The organism is Phycicoccus sp. CSK15P-2 (genome assembly GCF_016888005.1).
In the GTDB taxonomy this organism is placed as follows: Bacteria; Actinomycetota; Actinomycetes; order Actinomycetales; family Dermatophilaceae; genus Phycicoccus.
The window spans coordinates 74,737-89,287 of record NZ_JAFDVE010000009.1 but is presented as its reverse complement, the minus strand read 5'-3'; the positions used below and the strand labels follow the sequence as shown (position 1 = coordinate 89,287).

17 protein-coding genes and 2 other RNA genes are annotated in these 14,551 nt (G+C 73.3%); 6 read left to right on the top strand and 13 right to left on the bottom strand.

Annotated features, from left to right (window positions below; translation table 11 throughout):
• The first annotated feature begins 7 nt into the window (after positions 1-7).
• Together panB and JQN72_RS05315 are read left to right on the top strand one after the other, a co-directional pair.
• Entirely contained in the window at positions 8-886 is an 879-nt protein-coding gene (panB, locus tag JQN72_RS05320; protein WP_204134127.1) for a 3-methyl-2-oxobutanoate hydroxymethyltransferase, read from the top strand.
• A 10-nt stretch (positions 887-896) separates the two neighbouring features.
• A complete protein-coding gene (locus tag JQN72_RS05315; RefSeq protein WP_204134126.1) occupies positions 897-1,571 on the top strand; it encodes a bifunctional 2-polyprenyl-6-hydroxyphenol methylase/3-demethylubiquinol 3-O-methyltransferase UbiG in 675 nt (224 codons plus the stop codon).
• Positions 1,572-1,574: 3 nt separating this feature from the next.
• On the opposite strand, the gene JQN72_RS05310 is transcribed toward JQN72_RS05315, so the two are convergent.
• Positions 1,575-1,790 carry a methionine aminopeptidase gene (locus JQN72_RS05310; protein ID WP_204134125.1) on the bottom strand — a complete coding sequence of 72 codons (216 nt, stop codon included), beginning with the start codon at positions 1,788-1,790 and terminating at the stop codon, positions 1,575-1,577.
• A 45-nt stretch (positions 1,791-1,835) separates the two neighbouring features.
• On the opposite strand from JQN72_RS05310, the gene map reads away from it, so the two are divergent.
• Both map and ppgK read left to right on the top strand, forming a co-directional pair.
• Positions 1,836-2,708, top strand: coding sequence for a type I methionyl aminopeptidase (gene map, locus JQN72_RS05305; protein WP_204134124.1), 873 nt, complete (start codon positions 1,836-1,838; stop codon positions 2,706-2,708).
• The gene (ppgK, locus tag JQN72_RS05300; RefSeq protein WP_204134123.1) at positions 2,705-3,490 is read left to right on the top strand and encodes a polyphosphate--glucose phosphotransferase; all 786 of its coding nucleotides are present in this window, start codon (positions 2,705-2,707) and stop codon (positions 3,488-3,490) included. The genes map and ppgK overlap by 4 nt, the downstream gene beginning before the upstream one ends.
• A gap of 18 nt (positions 3,491-3,508) precedes the next feature.
• Here ppgK and JQN72_RS05295 read toward each other — a convergent pair whose 3' ends face one another.
• The 6 genes from JQN72_RS05295 to JQN72_RS05270 all read right to left on the bottom strand — a co-directional run bounded on the left by JQN72_RS05295 (position 3,509) and on the right by JQN72_RS05270 (position 7,983).
• Positions 3,509-4,165, bottom strand: coding sequence for an MBL fold metallo-hydrolase (locus tag JQN72_RS05295; RefSeq protein WP_204134122.1), 657 nt, complete (start codon positions 4,163-4,165; stop codon positions 3,509-3,511).
• Positions 4,166-4,195: 30 nt separating this feature from the next.
• The gene (locus JQN72_RS05290; protein ID WP_204134121.1) at positions 4,196-4,888 is read right to left on the bottom strand and encodes a B12-binding domain-containing protein; all 693 of its coding nucleotides are present in this window, start codon (positions 4,886-4,888) and stop codon (positions 4,196-4,198) included.
• A gap of 97 nt (positions 4,889-4,985) precedes the next feature.
• Positions 4,986-5,374: RNase P RNA component class A (gene rnpB / locus JQN72_RS05285), an RNA gene on the bottom strand.
• Positions 5,366-5,827: a hypothetical protein gene (locus JQN72_RS05280; RefSeq protein WP_204134120.1), complete on the bottom strand. Its 462-nt coding sequence runs from the start codon at positions 5,825-5,827 to the stop codon at positions 5,366-5,368. Before JQN72_RS05280 ends, rnpB (JQN72_RS05285) begins: the two co-directional genes overlap by 9 nt.
• 313 nt (positions 5,828-6,140) lie before the next feature.
• Positions 6,141-6,514: RNase P RNA component class A (rnpB, locus tag JQN72_RS05275), an RNA gene on the bottom strand.
• Between the two features lie 20 nt (positions 6,515-6,534).
• Positions 6,535-7,983: an RNB domain-containing ribonuclease gene (locus tag JQN72_RS05270; protein ID WP_204134119.1), complete on the bottom strand. Its 1,449-nt coding sequence runs from the start codon at positions 7,981-7,983 to the stop codon at positions 6,535-6,537.
• A gap of 32 nt (positions 7,984-8,015) precedes the next feature.
• Here JQN72_RS05270 and JQN72_RS05265 point away from each other — a divergent pair, with 32 nt between their 5' ends.
• Entirely contained in the window at positions 8,016-8,762 is a 747-nt protein-coding gene (locus tag JQN72_RS05265; protein ID WP_204134118.1) for a YaaA family protein, read from the top strand.
• 77 nt (positions 8,763-8,839) lie between these two features.
• The gene (locus JQN72_RS05260) at positions 8,840-9,730 is read left to right on the top strand and encodes an oxygenase MpaB family protein (protein ID WP_204134117.1); all 891 of its coding nucleotides are present in this window, start codon (positions 8,840-8,842) and stop codon (positions 9,728-9,730) included.
• Positions 9,731-9,822: 92 nt separating this feature from the next.
• Here the strand turns inward: JQN72_RS05260 and JQN72_RS05255 are convergent, their stop codons facing one another.
• The 6 genes from JQN72_RS05255 to JQN72_RS05230 all read right to left on the bottom strand — a co-directional run bounded on the left by JQN72_RS05255 (position 9,823) and on the right by JQN72_RS05230 (position 14,550).
• A complete protein-coding gene (locus tag JQN72_RS05255) occupies positions 9,823-10,287 on the bottom strand; it encodes an SRPBCC family protein (protein WP_204134116.1) in 465 nt (154 codons plus the stop codon).
• A 33-nt stretch (positions 10,288-10,320) separates the two neighbouring features.
• Entirely contained in the window at positions 10,321-11,547 is a 1,227-nt protein-coding gene (locus JQN72_RS05250; protein ID WP_204134115.1) for an O-succinylhomoserine sulfhydrylase, read from the bottom strand.
• Positions 11,544-11,957, bottom strand: a complete 414-nt coding sequence (locus tag JQN72_RS05245; RefSeq protein WP_204134114.1) for a rhodanese-like domain-containing protein — start codon at positions 11,955-11,957, stop codon at positions 11,544-11,546. The genes JQN72_RS05250 and JQN72_RS05245 overlap by 4 nt, the downstream gene beginning before the upstream one ends.
• A 93-nt stretch (positions 11,958-12,050) precedes the next feature.
• Complete coding sequence (locus JQN72_RS05240) at positions 12,051-12,968, bottom strand: reverse transcriptase-like protein (protein ID WP_204134113.1); 918 nt, start codon at positions 12,966-12,968, stop codon at positions 12,051-12,053.
• On the bottom strand, positions 12,965-13,705 hold the full coding sequence (locus JQN72_RS05235; RefSeq protein WP_204134112.1) for a zinc ribbon domain-containing protein: 741 nt from the start codon (positions 13,703-13,705) through the stop codon (positions 12,965-12,967). Before JQN72_RS05235 ends, JQN72_RS05240 begins: the two co-directional genes overlap by 4 nt.
• A complete protein-coding gene (locus JQN72_RS05230; protein ID WP_204134111.1) occupies positions 13,702-14,550 on the bottom strand; it encodes a Nif3-like dinuclear metal center hexameric protein in 849 nt (282 codons plus the stop codon). Before JQN72_RS05230 ends, JQN72_RS05235 begins: the two co-directional genes overlap by 4 nt.
• Position 14,551 lies beyond the last annotated feature (1 nt).

Sequence of the window (14,551 nt, the reverse complement as noted above, 5' to 3'; positions counted from 1 at the left end):
TCGGCCCATGAGCGAGCCGACGACGCCCTCCTCCCCCGCCCCCGAGACGACGGCCCCGTACGGCACCGGTGTCCAGGCTGCGCCGCAGCGCCGGGTGCGGGTGCCACACCTGCAGCGGATGAAGGAGCAGGGCGAGAAGTGGGCCATGCTCACGGCGTACGACATGTACACCGCGGAGATCTTCGACGAGGCGGGCGTCCCGGTGCTCCTCGTCGGTGACTCGGCGGGGAACAACGTCTACGGGTTCGAGACGACGGTCCCGGTGACCGTCGACCACCTCGTACCGCTCGTCCGCGCCGTGACGAGCGCGGCCCGCCGGTCGATGGTCGTCGCCGACCTCCCGTTCGGCAGCTACCAGGCGAGCCCGCAGCAGGCCCTGGCGACCGCCACGCGCTTCATGAAGGAGGGCATGGCGCACGCGGTGAAGCTCGAGGGTGGCGCCCCGATGGTGCCGGAGGTCGAGCTCCTCGTCCGGGCGGGCATCCCCGTCATGGGGCACATCGGCTTCACCCCGCAGAGCGAGCACGTGCTCGGGGGCTACAAGGTCCAGGGCCGCGGCGCCGGGGCCGAGAGGCTCATGGACGACGCCCTCGCCCTCCAGGAGGCCGGCTGCTTCGCGGTCGTCATGGAGATGGTTCCCGCGCCGGTCGCGGCCGAGGTCACCCGGGCGCTGCGGATCCCGACGATCGGGATCGGCGCCGGTCCGGACTGCGACGCCCAGGTGCTCGTGTGGCAGGACATGGCCGGGCTGCGTGGCGGGCGGGCACCGCGCTTCGTCAAGAAGTACGCCGACCTGCGCGGCGACCTCAAACGCGCCGCGGAGGCCTACGCCTCCGAGGTCTCCGACGGCACGTTCCCGGCCGCCGAGCACTCCTTCGACTCCTGACGGGAACCGGATGACCGACGCCGAGCGTCCCACGGACATGTGGAGCACGGACAGCCCCGCCAGCGTGCCCGGCCCGACCACCCGCTGGGCGGGTCTCCAGCGCGGGTCGCAAGCCGCCCGGGCCTACCGGCAGCGCTTCCTCGACCTCGAGGCCGCGGGCCGGGACCTGCACGGCGAGGCCCGCTTCGTCTCGGCGCTGGCGCCTCCGCCCTCGCGTGTCCTCGACGCCGGCTGCGGGTTCGGCCGGGTCGCGAGCGAGCTGACCCGGATGGGGCACACCGCGGTCGGGGTGGACGCAGACCCCGACCTCGTGGCCCTCGCCGCGGAGGACCCCGACACCCGCTTCGCCGTGGCCGACCTCGCCACCCTCGACCTGCGCAACGAGCAGGAGTTCCACGCCGTGGTCATGGCCGGCAACGTCGTGCCCTACCTCGCCGACGGCACCCTGCACCCGGTGCTCGCCCGGCTCACGGCGCACCTGGCGCCGGGCGGGTACCTCGTCGCGGGCTTCGGCCTCGCCGGCTCGCTGCCCGAGGGCGGCGCCGCGGTCTCGACCGCGCAGTACGACCGCGCGGCCCACGTGGCGGGCCTGTCCTACCTGACCCGGTACTCGACGTGGGACCGCGCCCCCTTCACCGCGACGAGCGGCTACGCGGTGTCCGTGCACCGCCTCGTCAACGGCTGAGGCTCACCACGACCCTCCGGTGTCGCCGCCTCCGGAGGACGTGCCGCGCTCGTCCCACTCGCGCTCCTCGGCGTCCCAGCGCTCGGTCTTCTCGCGCGCGGTGGTGAGGGCCCGGCTCGCGGCCTCCTCGGTCTCGTACGGACCGAGGACGTCCGCGTCCTGGCTGCGGGTCTCGTCCGTCTCGACCTGGCCGGTGTCGACGTTGTACCAGTAGGGCATCGGGGGGCTCTCCTTCGGACCGGGGACCTGCCTAGACTCCACCGTATGCCGTTGACCTACGCCAGTGTCTCCCCCGGCACGGTCGCACCGCGCCGGACCGTCCCTCTCGAGATCGCGCGGCCGGAGTACGTCGACAGGCCGCAGCCGTCGCCCTACACCGGCCCCGAGGTCAAGGACGCCGAGACGATCGAGAAGATGCGCGTCGCCGGCCGCATCGCGGCCGACGCGATGGCCGCCGCCGCCGCGGTCATCGCCCCGGGCGTCACGACCGACGAGGTCGACCGGGTCGGGCACGAGTACCTCATGGACCACCGCGCCTACCCGTCGACACTCGGCTACAAGGGTTTCCCCAAGTCGCTGTGCACGTCGGTCAACGAGGTCATCTGCCACGGCATCCCCGATGACCGTCCGATCGAGGACGGAGACATCGTCAAGATCGACCTCACCGCGTACGTCGACGGCGTGCACGGCGACAACTGCGCCTCCTACATCGCCGGCGAGGGTGACGAGGAGTCCCGGCTGCTCGTCGAGCGCACCCGGGAGGCGATGCTGCGGGGCATCCGTGCCGCCCGTCCCGGTCGCGCGGTCAACGTCATCGGCCGGGTCATCGAGTCCTACGCGCGGCGCTTCGGCTACGGCGTGGTCCGGGACTTCACGGGGCACGGGATCGGCACGGCGTTCCACAGCGGCCTGATCATCCCGCACTACGACGCGGCTCCCGCGTACGACACCGTCATCGAGGCCGGCATGACGTTCACGGTCGAGCCGATGCTCAACCTCGGCAGCCCGGACTGGCAGATGTGGGAGGACGGCTGGACGGTCGTCACCAAGGACCGCCGTCGGTCGGCCCAGTTCGAGAACACCATCCTCGTCACCGAGGACGGTCCGGAGATCCTCACCGTGGGCGGCAGCGCATGAGCACGGCCTACCCGCTGGGCATCGACGTCGGCGGCAGCGGCATCAAGGGAGCGCCGGTCGACCTCGAGGCCGGCGACTTCGCGACGAAGCGGCTGCGCATCCCGACGCCCGAGGTCTCGACGCCGGAGGCCGTGTGCGAGGTGATCGCGCAGGTGGTCGACCACTTCGACGAGGTCCGCGGCTCCTCCCCCATCGGGGTCACGATCCCCGGTGTCGTCCAGCACGGCGTCGTCAAGACGGCCGCCAACATCGACAAGTCCTGGATCGGCTGTGAGATCGAGACACTGCTCGAGGACCGCCTGCACCACGACGTCGTGGTGGTCAACGACGCCGACGCCGCGGGGGTCGGCGAGCTGCACTTCGGCGCGGCGAAGGGCCACGACGGGCTCGTCGTCGTCACGACGCTCGGCACCGGCATCGGCACCGCGATCTTCAACGAGGGCGTGCTGGTCCCCAACTCCGAGCTCGGCCACATCGTCGTCGACGGCCACGACGCCGAGACGCGCGCCGCCAGCTCGGTCAAGACCCGCGAGGAGCTTTCCTACGAGGAGTGGGCCACGACTCGCCTGCAGCCCTACTACCGGGCGCTCGAGGACCTCCTGTGGCCGGATCTCTTCGTCGTGGGCGGTGGGGTCTCGAAGGACTCCGAGGAGTTCCTCCCGCTGCTCGACATCCGCACGCCGATCGTCCCGGCCGAGCTGAAGAACCGCGCCGGGATCATCGGCGCCGCGGTGCTCGCCACGAAGACCCAGGACGCCCGCGGCCGGCACACCGAGGACTGAGCGCGCCGACCGTGCCGGCTACGCCGTGGCGAACTCGACCGGCCCCACGCCCGCGAGGTCGCGGATCCGGGTGTGCTCCCCGCCCAGTTCACCGGCCTGCTTGAGGTAGACCTCCCGGCCCCTGGGCTGGAGCAGCCCGTCGTGCACGGGGATCGCGTGCGGCGGGTCGAGCCGGCGGAGGAAGGCGGTCATCTCCCGGCTGCGGGCCCACGGGGCGCTGAGCGGGAAGGCGAGGACGTCCACCTGCCCCGGGTCGGCGTCCACGGCGTCCCCGGGGTGGAAGAAGGAGGGCTCACCGGCCGCGTCGAGACGCACCCCGACGTTCGGGATCCGGGGGATGTCGTCGTGGATGAGGGCATGCGTCTCGCCGACCGGCGTGACGGTGACCGCGCCGACGGTGCCGGGGCCCTCGTGGGCCTGCGCGTCGACACCGAGGTCGCGCAGGACGTCCAGGCTGCCCGGGTCGCAGAGAACCTGCGTTCGCGGGTTGGCCGCGACGAGCGCCGGCACGCGGTCGGGGTCGAGGTGGTCGGGGTGCTGGTGGGTCACGAGGACGGCGTCGAGGTCGCGGACCGCGGCGAGGTCGTCGTCGGCGAAGGTCCCGGGGTCGATGAGGACCCGGGCGTCGGCGATCTCGACGAGGAGGCAGGCGTGGCCGAGGTGGGTGATCCGCATCCGTCCACGCTAGAGCACCGGACCGGCGGGTCAGCCGACGACGGGCTCGGCCGCGTCCTCGTCCCCCAGGTCGGCGTCGCCGCCCGTACCGCGCCCCCGGACGGCGTCGACGACCATCGCCGCCTCGACGAGGTCGTCGGGCAGGACGGTGACTCCGGGAGGCGGGGCCGCGAGGGCGCGTGCGCCCTGCCCGGCGATGAAGACCGGCGTGGTGCGGGCGAGGCGGGCCAGCGAGGGCAGGCGGGCCTCGAACGCGGTGCGACGGACCCCGGCGAGCACGACGGCATCGGCACCGAGGAACCGCGTCGCTTCGGCCGTGGCGGCCATCGGCGAGTTCGCGCCGAGGCTGACGACGCGCCACCATCGCGCGTGCAGCATGGCCCCGAAGAGCTCGAGGGGCAGGTCGTGCAGCTCGCGGGGCGGGCAGGCGAGGACGACGGTCCGGGCCTGGCCGCCCTGCACCGGCAGACGCAGCTCGCCGAGCACACCGCGGAACGCGGAGGACACGAAGTGCTCGTGGACGACGCCGAGCCGCCCGGCCTCCCAGTCGTCGCCGACCTCCTTGAGCACCGGCATGATGACCTGGGTCACCGTCGCGTCGACGCCCCGGACGAGGAGGGCGTCGAGGAGGAGGTCGCGGACGGCGGAGCCGTCGAGCTCGCGGGTCGCGGCCATGACGTCGGCGCGGGTCTCGCCGAGGTCGAGGTCGGAGTCGGAGGTCATGGTGGTGCCTTTCGTGACGAGGCCCCCGACCACGTGGCTTCGGGGGTCTGGACACTTCCGCGTCTTGAAAGTGCATCGGTGCTGCGCTGCCGGATGGCGGACGAGCCGGGCTGTAGGCCGGGTTCTGTCCCGCGCCGCCGGAGCGGAGCGGTGACGGTCATCCATCTCGGGTGGCCGTTGCCGACCACCTCCAGCACCCTACCCGCGTGCTCGGGCGGGCAGCCCTCCAACGCACGCTGTCTGGGCTTGCTCCGGATGGGGTTTACCGAGCCGACCTGGTCACCCAGGCCGCTGGTGGTCTCTTACACCACCGTTTCACCCTTACCCGCACCTCACGGCGCGGGCGGTCTGTTCTCTGTGGCACTGTCCCGCGGGTCGCCCCGGGTGCGGACACGACAGTCACGTCAAGCCGCAGGCCGCCTGATCCCGACCTCTGCCGAGAGCCGAGACCCTGCATACGGAGCGGGGGGCGATCCGTCACGCTCGGGACCTCGCACGCCTCGAACCCTTCGGCGCGGTCCGGTTGACACCGCCAGTCCGGCCGGCCTCCGCGATACCCGACGGGTTCACCTGCGTGCGCGCGAGCTGCGAGATCCGCTGTGGTGAGAGGTCCATCACCGCGGCCACGTCCCGAACCGTGAAGCCGTTGTCACGCATGCCCGTCACCAGAGAACGAGTCAACGCGGATGCCTCACGCAACGCGGCCTCCGCGGCGGCTGAGGCGTCACGAGCGGCCGCGACGTCACGGGCCAGGTCCGCCGACAGCTGCGGCACGACCCGCACGGGCTCGTCGCCGAGGTCGACCTCGAGAATGGCGAACGCGTCCCGAACCATTGTCTCGGCCTGATCGAGCCGGCGCGCCTGCGAGTAGACCGGCTGCCCCTGGTACTCGGCCTCGAGCGCCCACCAGTCGCCGGTGCGGATGGCGGTGATATCCATGACGTCAGTCCTTCTCGAAGTACTTGCATGATCTTCTTCGCAGTGATCTCGTTGATCTCGTTGTGTCGCGGGACGACGTTCTGCTTGTTGCCGATCCACACTTTGGTGTGGCCGCCGCCTTCGGCAGTTATCAGCTCCTGACCGTTCGTCTTGGCGATGGCCTTCAGACGCTTCATCAGGTGAGACCTCTTCACCAGGGTAAGTCTATACCACTAGACGGATCAAGTCTAGTGGTATAGACAGATCGCCTCTGCGGCAGTGTCCGTTGTCGCAGCGATCCCTTGAACTCGCCTACTCACCCCGTGCGTGATGGCGGACGAGCCGGGCTGTAGGCCGGGTTCTGTCCCGCGCCGCCGGAGCGGAGCGGTGACGGTCATCCATCTCGGGTGGCCGTTGCCGACCACCTCCAGCACCCTACCCGCGTGCTCGGGCGGGCAGCCCTCCAACGCACGCTGTCTGGGCTTGCTCCGGATGGGGTTTACCGAGCCGGCCTGGTCACCCAGGCCGCTGGTGGTCTCTTACACCACCGTTTCACCCTTACCCGCACCTCACGGCGCGGGCGGTCTGTTCTCTGTGGCACTGTCCCGCGGGTCGCCCCGGGTGGCTGTTGGCCACCATCCTGCCCTTCGGAGCCCGGACCTTCCTCGGCGGTGGGAGACCCACCGACGCGACCGTCCGCCCGACTCGTCCGCGGGACAGTCTAGGGGTCACCCGCGCCGGAGCAGGACGGTCCCCGTCGCGACGTCGGCGGTCTCGACCCGGACGGCGACGGTGTCGCCGAGCTTCCCGCGGTCGCCCACCGCGTTCGCGAGCACCGGCAGGTCGACCAGCTGGACCTCCATGCCCTTCTCGGTGTGGTCGACGACGACGGCGTCGAGGGAGTCCCCCGTCCGGCTGCTGAGGACGGCCGCCTCGGTGGCGTCCGCGCAGGCCCGCTCGGCGGTGCGCGCCGTGCGGTCGGTGCTCCGCATGAGGTCCGGGACCTCCGGGAGCGCGGCCCGCACCTCGGCCGGCACCTCGGCGCCACGGCACAGCGCCTCGCACACGACGAGGCCGAAGCGGTCGACGAGCCGTCGGAGCGGTGCGGTGACGTGCGCGTAGGGTGCCGCGACGGCCGCGTGCTCCGTCTGCTCCGGAACGGTGCCGTCGAGCGCGGTGTACGACGCCCCGCGGAACAGCGAGGTGGCCTCGTGGATGAGGGCGAGGTGGCAGGGGTCGGTGCGGTCGAGCCCGCGGACGAGGTCGCCGTACGGCTGGCCCTCGGGCCACTCGACGCCCAGTCCCCGTGCGGCGCGCCGGAACCGGGCGACCGCCTCGTCGGTGGGCGCCGGCATGGTGCGCAGCACTCCGACCCGGGCGTCGAGCATCATCCGCGCCGCGGCCATACCGGTGAGCAGGGAGATCTGGGCGTTCCACTCCTCGGCCGCGACGGGTGGCCGGAACTCGAGGGTGAACCCGCCCTCCGGACGGGGGGTGACCTCCTGCTCGGGCATCGGCAGGCTGGCCCCGCCGCGGGCCCGCTCGCGGGCGATCCGGAGCTCGCCGACCTTGCGGAGCAGCAGCATCTGCTCGTCCGCCGTGCCGGCGTCGACGTCACGCTGCACGCCGTCGTAGTCGAGCCGCGCCGTGCTGCGCACGAGGGCCCGGTGGACCTCGGCCGTCCCCAGCACGCCCTCGGCGTCGAGCCGGAGGTCCCAGACGAACGCCGGCCGGACCCGGCCGGGCAGCAGGCTCGCGGCGTCCTCCGACAGCACGGGCGGGTGCAGCGGCACCCGGGTGTCCGGGCAGTACACGGTCTGGCCGCGCTCGCGGGTCGCGTGGTCCAGCGCCCCACCCAGCCGGACGAAGGCAGGCACGTCGGCGATGGCGTAGCGGACCCGATAGCCGTCGCCGGAGCGTTCGATGTGCAGTGCCTGGTCGAGGTCCATCGAGCCGGGCGGGTCGAGCGTGACGTACGGGACGTCGGTACCGTCCCGATCCGGGAGGTCCGGGCCGTCGGCCAGCACCCGTTCGGCCTCGGCGAGCGCGTCCGCAGGGTAGGGGCCGTCGATGCCGAGCTCGGCACGGACCGAGGCGAACCGGGCGAGCAGGGCCGCCTCGACGTCGCGGGGCGTGTCCACGTCGGTGGGCCGGAGCACGACGATGGGGTGCGGCATGTTCCCCAACCTAACCTCCGTACGCTGCCCCTGTGCTCGTCCTCCTCCCGCCGTCGGAGTCCAAGTGGAACCGTCGCCGCGGCCACCCGGCCGACCCTGCGACCTGGTCCTTCCCCACCCTCGCACCGCTGCGGGCACGGGTGGCGGCAGCGCTCGCGGAGGTGAGTGCCACGCCCGACGCCGCCGCAGTGCTCGGCGTGTCCGAGGGTGTGCTGGACGAGGTCGGCCGCAATGTCGAGCTCGCGACCCTGCCCGCCACGCCGGCGGCGCAGGTGTACACCGGAGTCCTCTACGACGCGCTCGACCTCCCCGGGCTCGACGCCTCGGCACGCCGGCGGGCCAACCGGTGGCTCGTCGTCGTCTCCGCCCTGCACGGGGCGGTCCGGCCCACCGACCGGATCACCGCCTACCGGCTCGCGATGGGCGTCACCCTGCCGGGAGTGGGACCGTTGGCGACCGCCTGGCGGGAGGCCCTCGACGCCCCGCTCACCGAGGCCGCCGGACGCGGCGTGCTCGTCGACTGCCGGTCCGCGGCCTACGTCGCCGCGTGGCGTCCCCGCGGCACGCTCACGGAGCGGTGGGTGCAGGTCCGCGTCCCCGGAGCGAGCCACATGGCGAAGCACACCCGCGGTCTCGTCGCACGGCATCTGTGCGAGGCCGGGGTGGCGGCACGGTCGGTGCCCGCGGTCGCGGACGTCGTGTCCGGAGCGTTCGCCACCACGTTGCACGAACCCGACCGTGCCGGCACGCCCTGGGTGCTCGACGTCCGGGCGCCCTGACCCAACCTTCGACACCCGGAAGCGCGACGGGTCCATCGTCCGTTGGACGTGGTGGACCCCACGGCGGACGGAGGCACATGACGGTCATCGACGGCATCGGCCGGGCGGCGCAGCGCCGGTTGGGCCACGCCCTGCGCGCCCGGGTGGCGGGCGAGGACGCCCCGGAGCGCGCCGCGGTCATCTGGGGCCGCCGTGGGGAGCGCTGGTTCCGGCCCGACGACCCCGTCTGGCGGGTGCACGCGGAGGCATCCATGTTCCCCGGCGGTGTCGCCGCCCTGCTCCTGCAGTCCCTCCACCCTTCGGCGATGGCAGGCGTGGCGGGGCACAGCGGATACCGGGGCGACCCGTGGGGCAGGCTGCAGCGGACGTCACGGTTCCTCGCGACGACGACGTTCGGCACCGTGCCGGACGCCGAAGAGGCGATCGAACGCGTCCGGGACGTCCACGACCGGGTCCGCGGTCGGGACGACGACGGTGTCCCCTACCGGGCGTCCGACCCGGACCTCCTGCGCTGGGTGCACGTCGCGGAGGCCTGGAGCTTCCTGCGCGCCTTCCAGCGTTACGCCGCCGAACCGCTCACCGACGGTGAGGCCGACACCTACGTCGCCCAGGCGGCCGTGGTGGCCCGCCGGCTCGGGGCCGCGGACGTCCCCACCGACGTCGCGGCGCTGGACGACGCGCTCACCGCCTACCGCCCCGTGCTGCGGGCCACACCGGCGGCCCGGGACGCCGCCCGCTTCCTGCTCCTCGACCCTCCCCTGCCGTGGACCGCCCGGCCCGGGTACGGGCTCATCGCGTCCGGCGGTGTGGCGCTGCTCCCGCCGTGGGCACGTCGGCAGCTGCGGCTACCCGTCACCGGGCCGGTGGCCGGGACGGCGGGCGCCCTGGGGCTCGTGGGCACCAAGGCCGTGAGATGGGCGATGGCGGGCGTCGCGGAGGAGCGTCGGGCGGCGGTCGAGGGCGACTGACCGAGGGATGAGGGCCGCCCCCCGCACGTCCGATTCACGGTGAGCCCAGGCCGTCGTCCGGCCGGTCCCCACCTCGGAGCGGGGCCCAGGCGTCAGCCGCCCGTGACGAGCTCGTCGATGCGCTCGAGCGTCGACGCCATGTTGCGCCGCGTCATCCCCTCCATCCGGCGCACGGCCGGCTTGCTGAACGCCGCCTCCTGCGAGATGTCCCAGGACTCGGTGACGAGCGTGCCGCCGTCGACCGGCTCGAGCTCGTAGCGCCAGATGCGTCCGCCGACGAACCTGCTCAGGACGCCCCCGGCCAGCGTCTGCCAGGCGATCCGGCGGTTCGCCTCGTACTCGATGACCGTGTTGCTCGTCGAGTAGGGAGCCCCGATCTTCATGTCCATCCCGAACCGGTCTCCGAGCGTCAGGCGCCGGCCGCCGCTGCGCGCGCCGCGCACCGATCCGCCGCCGTCGATCCGGGTATGGCCCGCGGGGTCGACGAGGAGGTCGAAGATGGGCTCCGGGGCCGCGGGGATGAGGCGCTGGACGGAGACGACGTCGCGAGAGGGCATGGCGCGACGCTAACAGCGCGGTGGCCTCACCGCTCAGCGCGTGGCCGCCTCGGCCGCCGCGAGGGCGTGGTCGAGGTCCTCGAGGAGGTCCTCGGTGTCCTCGAGGCCGACCGAGACCCGGACCGTGCCGTCGGTGATGCCGACGGCAGCACGGGCCTCCGGGGTGAGCCGGCGATGTGTCGTCGTCGCCGGATGGGTCGTCAGGGACTTCGCGTCGCCGAGGTTGTTGGAGATGTCGACGAGCCGGAACGCGTCGAGCATCGCGAAGGCCGCGCCCTTGCCGCCCACGACCTCGAAGGTGACGACGGTACCCGCGCCACCTTCGAGCTGACGCAGTGCGAGGTCGTGCTGCGGGTGGCTCGGCAGGTGCGGGTAGACGACCCGGGTCAGGCCCCGGCCGTCGGCCATCCACTGCTCGAGCCTCTGCGCGATGTGCAGGGTGGAGTCGGCCATCGCGCGGACCCGGAGGTCGAGGGTCTCCAGACCCTTGGTCATGACCCACGCGTTGAACGGGGAGAGGGACGGGCCGGTGTGCCGCATGAGGTTCTTCACGGGGCCGTCGATGTACTCCGCCGGGCCGAGGACGGCACCACCGAGAGCCCGGCCCTGACCGTCGATGTGCTTGGTCGCGGAGTACACGACGACGTCCGCGCCGTGCGCGAGCGGGTGGCTGAAGACCGGGGTGCCGAAGACGTTGTCGACGACGACGGTGGCCCCGGCGGCGTGGGCGAGGTCGGAGACGGCCCGGATGTCGACGAGCTCCTGCATCGGGTTGCTCGGGGTCTCGAAGAACACGGCGGTGGTCGGGGTGGCGAGGGCGTCCTGCCACTGGTCGAGGTCGGCGCCGTCCACGAACACGGTCTCGACTCCCCAGCGCGGCAGGATCTCGTCGAGGATGACGAAGCACGAGCCGAACAGGGCCCGCGAGGCGACGACGCGGTCACCCGCGCCGCACAGCGCGGCCATCGCCGTGAAGACCGCCGCCATCCCGGAAGCGGTGGCGAAGCAGGCCTCGGCGCCCTCCATGAGGCGCATCCGCTCCTCGAAGACCGTGACGGTGGGGTTGCCGTACCGGCTGTAGATGTAGTGCTCGACCTCGTCCTTGAAGGCCGCCTCCGCCTGGGCTGCGGACTCGTAGACGAACCCGGAGGTCAGGTAGAGCGACTCGGCGGTCTCGTCGAAGCCGCTGCGCTCGAGGCCGCCGCGGACCGCGAGCGTGCGCGGCCGGAGCGCGTGCTCGGGGCCCGGGGCGTCGCTCACTGCTGCCGCCAGGGCAGCCCGTCGACCTTCCAGCCGGACACGCTGCGGTGGCCGGCCGGGTCGACCGGCCCCTCGAAGCCCTCGACGATGTTGTACGCGGGGCCGAGGCCGGCCGCGGTGGCCGCCTCGGCGGCGGCGACCGAGCGCACGCCGGACCGGCACAGGAAGTAGACCGGCCGGCCGGGCTCGAGGCCCGCGGCCCGGAGCTCGTCGACGAAGCCGTCGTTGACCGCGCCCCCGGGGAAGCGGTTCCACTCGACGAACAGCGGCCGGCGCCCCGAGGAGCCGAGCTCCGGCACGCCGACGAAGGACCACTCGGCGGAGGTGCGCACGTCGACGAGCACCGCGTCGTCCGGACCGGTGACCGCCGTGTACGCCTCGGGCGGGGTGACGTCTCCTGCGTAGGCCATGCCGACGAGGGTAGACACGTCGGCACGGCCCTGTCCCGATGTCTCATCGGACACGGTGGCCCGCGTCGGTCTCCTGGCCCGCCCTGCCTCCGGTCAGGTGCGGTTGGTGAAGGCCACGGACACGTCGTCGCCCGCCCACACCTCGACGCCGGCGAGCGAGCCCGGCGCGACCGCGAGGCGTCCGGAGCGCCCTGCGGGCATCCCGAGCACGTGGCCGAGCACCGCGCGGACCGTGTCGGGCGGGCACACGACGACCGTGGTCCCTCCTCGCCCGACGACCCGTCCCCAGGCGTCCGCCGGATCCACCCCCACGTCCCAGCCGGCGTCGACGACGGGGTCCACACCGAGCGCGTCCCCGACCTCGGCCGCGGTCTCGACGGACGCCTCCCCCGGCGCCGTGAGCAGCCGGCGGGGCGCACCGCCGAGCAGCCGTTCGACGGCCTGCGCAGCCGTCCTCGACGCCGCGCCCGTGGCCTCGGCGACGAGGACCACCCGCACCGGCGTCCCGCTCCGCACCGTGGCCGGGTCGCACGCGGCGGCCTCCCCGTCCTCCGCCTCGGAGCCGACGTCGTCGTGCCGGCGGTCGACCGTCAGACCGTCCATGCCGTCGTTGGAGAGCGCGTCTGCGTCGGAGTTCTCGGCCCGCGGGATCCACTCGTAGCGCACCGACCCCCCGGCGGTGCGGATGGCCGCCGCGACGTCGCGAGCCCGCAGCGCGAGGCGCTTCATGTCCTCGTGCTTGATCTTCCAGGTGCCGGACATCTGCTCGACGACGAGCTTGGAGTCCATCCGCACGACGACGTCGGCCCCCGGCTCGATGGCGTACGCCGCCTCGAGGCCGGCGATGAGCCCGCGGTACTCCGCGACGTTGTTCGACGCCTTCCCGAGCGGCTCGGCCCGCTCGGCGAGCAGCGCGCCGGTGGCGCCGTCCCGGACGAGCGCGCCGTAGCCGGCCACCCCCGGGTTGCCGCGCGAGCCGCCGTCGGCCTCGACCGTGAGGCGCCGGCTCACAGCCCGGACTCGGGGGTGCGCACGAGGATGCGGCTGCACTCCTCGCAGCGGACGACCTCGTCCTCGTCGGCGCTCCGGATGCGGGAGATGTCGACGGGGTTGAGCTCCAGCCGGCACCCACCGCAGCGGCGCTGGCTCAGCGCGGCCGCCCCGGTACCGCCCGAGCCGGCCCGGATCTTCTCGTACAGGGTGACGAGGTCCTCCCCCACCTCGCCGACGACGGTGGGGCGGGGCGCGGCGACCTCCGTGGCCTCGGTGTCCAGGGTGGCGAGCGCCTCGTCCCGCGCGGACTCGAGCCCGGTGATCCGTTCGGCGAGCTCGGCGCGCCCGCGCTCGAGCTCGGCGACGTCGTGCTCGGCCGCCTCGGCACGCTCCATGACCTCGAGCTCGACGTCCTCGAGCTCGGACTGGCGGCGGCCGAGCGACTCGAGCTCGTGCTGCAGCGCCTGGAGGTCCTTGGCCGTGCCCACCCCCGAGTCGAGCCGCTTCTGGTCCCGCTCTGCGCGGTCACGGACGAGCTGGACGTCCGACTCCGCCTTCGCGACCTCACGCTGGACGTCACCGAGCTCGGTGCGCGACCGCACGAGCTGGTCGTCGAGGAGGCGGGCCTTGCCCTCGAGGTCGGCGAGCTCGGCCAGCTGCGGCAGGGTGCGCCGCGCGTGGGCGATCTGGTCGAGCCGGGTGTCGATGGCCTGGAGGTCGAGCAGCCGCTGCTGGCGGGCGGACTCGGCTCTCACGGGGTACCTCCCTCGTCGGCACCGACGACGAACGTCCAGGGGTCGGTGCGCACTGTGCTGATGTGGGTCTCCACCCTAGTGGCGGCCTCCCCGAGGCCGGCACGCAGCGCCCCCTCGGCCCGGGCGAGCCACACGTGCTCGCTCGCCCAGTGCCCGGCGTCGACGAGGTACGGGGTCCCGTCGCGGGCCTCCTCCCGTGCCTCCAGCGCCGGGTGATGACGCAGGTCGGCCGTGACGTACACGTCGGCGCCGCACGCCCGCACCGCGTCGAAGAGGTCGTCTCCCGAGCCCCCGAGCACGGCGACGCTCCGGACCGGGGCGTCCGGCGGGCCGGCGACCCGCACCCCACCCGCCGTCGGCGGCAGGTGGACGACCAGCGCCTCGACGAAGTCACGCAGTGTCGTCGTGGCGTCGAGCTCACCGACCCTGCCGAGCGGCCGGCCCTCGACGACGAGCAGCGGTTCGGTGTGTCCGAGCCCGCAGGCGTCCGCGAGCGCCTCGCACACTCCCTCGTCCGCGACGTCGGCGTTCGTGTGGGCGACGTACAGCGCGACGTCCCCGACGACGAGACCGGTGACCGTCGCACCCTTGGCCGAGGTCGTGGCCACCGAGTGCACGCCCCGCAGCAGCAGGGGGTGGTGGGTCAGCAGGAGGTCGGCCCCGAGGTCGCGTGCCTCCTCGACGACCGCGAGGGTCGGGTCCACGGCGAGGTGCACCCGGCGCACCGGCTGGTCCGGGTCGCCCGTGACGAGCCCCACGCGGTCCCAGGACTGCGCGTGCTCGGGCGGGTACAGGTGCTCGACGACGTCGAGCACCTCGCGCAGGGTGGGTGCCTCGTCGCTCATG